This is a genomic window from Pseudarthrobacter sp. J1763 (assembly GCF_050490295.1).
Taxonomy (GTDB): domain Bacteria; phylum Actinomycetota; class Actinomycetes; order Actinomycetales; family Micrococcaceae; genus JBNPEO01.
Genome location: NZ_JBNPEN010000014.1, coordinates 1 through 1,806 on the forward strand (window position 1 = coordinate 1; position 1,806 = coordinate 1,806).

Sequence of the window (1,806 nt, forward strand, 5' to 3'; positions counted from 1 at the left end):
GCACCACCCCAACCCCTCAACAGGATCAGAACTCGCTCCGGAGCAACTTTTCAAACTTACCCGATTCACCACCAAACCGCAAATCCATATTCCAGGACTCACACCAGCAGCAAACACAACCCACAACCACACTCAGACGCCCAAAAAGACGACCAAACCATGGCCTAAAAGAAAGGGGGGTGGCCACCCGCGGTCCCAGCTCAACGCTGTTCCCCTCGCGGCGACTCAAAAAACAATACACCCCACCAACACCCAACACAAATCCGGTAGGCGCTGCGCCACTTCCGCATCAACATGCGGAATTTCGGGGTATATGTCCCCACTTTCTACCTGAATGGAAGAAAAGTGATCTTATGGCGTGCATCACTCCGCAGGATTCAGGCGTCGGCCACATATTGGCCAGCGGCCCTGCCTTGCGCGAAACCGGCCTGTGCCGCCAAGGGACGCAGTGACAGATCCATGGCATTGACCCCAAAATAGTTCGCGGCCTCCCCTTCAGGAAATATGGTTGCCACTTTGCTGCCAGCGGACCGCAGCTCAGAGACTTGGGAAGCCAGATCCACCCCCCACTCGCTGGGCGTTCGGGACCTGCCACCAAAAGGTGAGAGCACCAAAACCTCTTTGTATCCCTTCACCACGTCTGCGTTATCGGCGTTCGTCCGGTAGCCGCCGTCGACATAGTGATTTTCACCAATCTGATATGCAAAACCACTCGAGCAGCTGGCCGCCACGGCATCTACCAGGTTCACGCCGCTCTCCGAGTCGAAGGTCAGTGGGTCACCACTCACGGCGTCGACGGCGGTGACGAACACTCGTTGTTCCGGCCAGACATCCCCAACGAATCTAGAGGCAACGGTCGCGCGCCAACGCTCTTGGAAAGCAACGTCCGACGACGCTTCCCGGCTAAGTGCCCAGGCGCCGATACGCCGACGCATGTCAGTGATGTCCACTGATGCAGCGATGACTTCGCCAGTCGCACCAAGCTGGCCGTTCACCATACGACGCGGCGCCTCGGACGCCGCCACCGGTGGCATACTACTACGCTGCGGCGAGACTCCGCCTAGTTCCCGCTCTGGAAGAGAGGGTGCGCGCTCATTCATGATGGCCTCGAACAGCTCCGCCGGTGTGGCTCCGCTGGTGATCTGCGCAGCTGCGGTTGCACCTGCAGAAGTTCCTACGATGAGGTCAAAATCCTTGACTCTGCAGCCCGCGTCAACGAGACCTGCTACAACGCCAATGAGCCACGCGTTCCCAGTGGATCCACCCCCGCCCAGAACTAGTGCCCGCTGACGCGACTGAATGGGATGAGACTGAGTGGAATGCGGCTGAACGGCCGTTGGCGTCTCTGCGGGGTGGGAACCAGTAACTGAAGATGAATTTGTGTTCATGGGAATGGCCTTTCGCGATGTGCGGGCATTCCCAGACGGCGCGAGTTCTAGATAACCCGACCGCAGGACCATGAACTGCGAGGGAGGCCCATTACGGATACTGCTTTCACGGGTCTCACCTCCTAGCAAAATTCAATGATGACAAAAGTCTCGCGGTCAATAAAAGGATAATACCCACGCACGCAACCTGCGTCGAGTGGGTTGGGGTCCTGTGGGCCGGGTTGGGTTGGGGTGTGGTTGTTAAAGTAGTAAAGCCCCGTACCTGTGTGGGTGCGGGGCTTTACTATGAATGGTTGTCCGGCGGTGTCCTACTCTCCCACACCCTCCCAGGTGCAGTACCATCGGCGCTGTGGGCCTTAGCTTCCGGGTTCGGAATGGGACCGGGCGTTTCCCCCACGCTATGACCGCCGTAACCCTA

1 protein-coding gene and 1 rRNA gene are annotated in these 1,806 nt (G+C 58.5%); both read right to left on the reverse strand.

The features are described from left to right. Positions 1-377: 377 nt before the first annotated feature. Positions 378-1,388 carry a patatin-like phospholipase family protein gene (locus tag ACQQCD_RS12120; protein WP_430268638.1) on the reverse strand — a complete coding sequence of 337 codons (1,011 nt, stop codon included), beginning with the start codon at positions 1,386-1,388 and terminating at the stop codon, positions 378-380. A 295-nt stretch (positions 1,389-1,683) separates the two neighbouring features. Further along, positions 1,684-1,800: ribosomal RNA gene (gene rrf / locus ACQQCD_RS12125) — 5S ribosomal RNA — on the reverse strand. Positions 1,801-1,806: the final 6 nt, after the last annotated feature.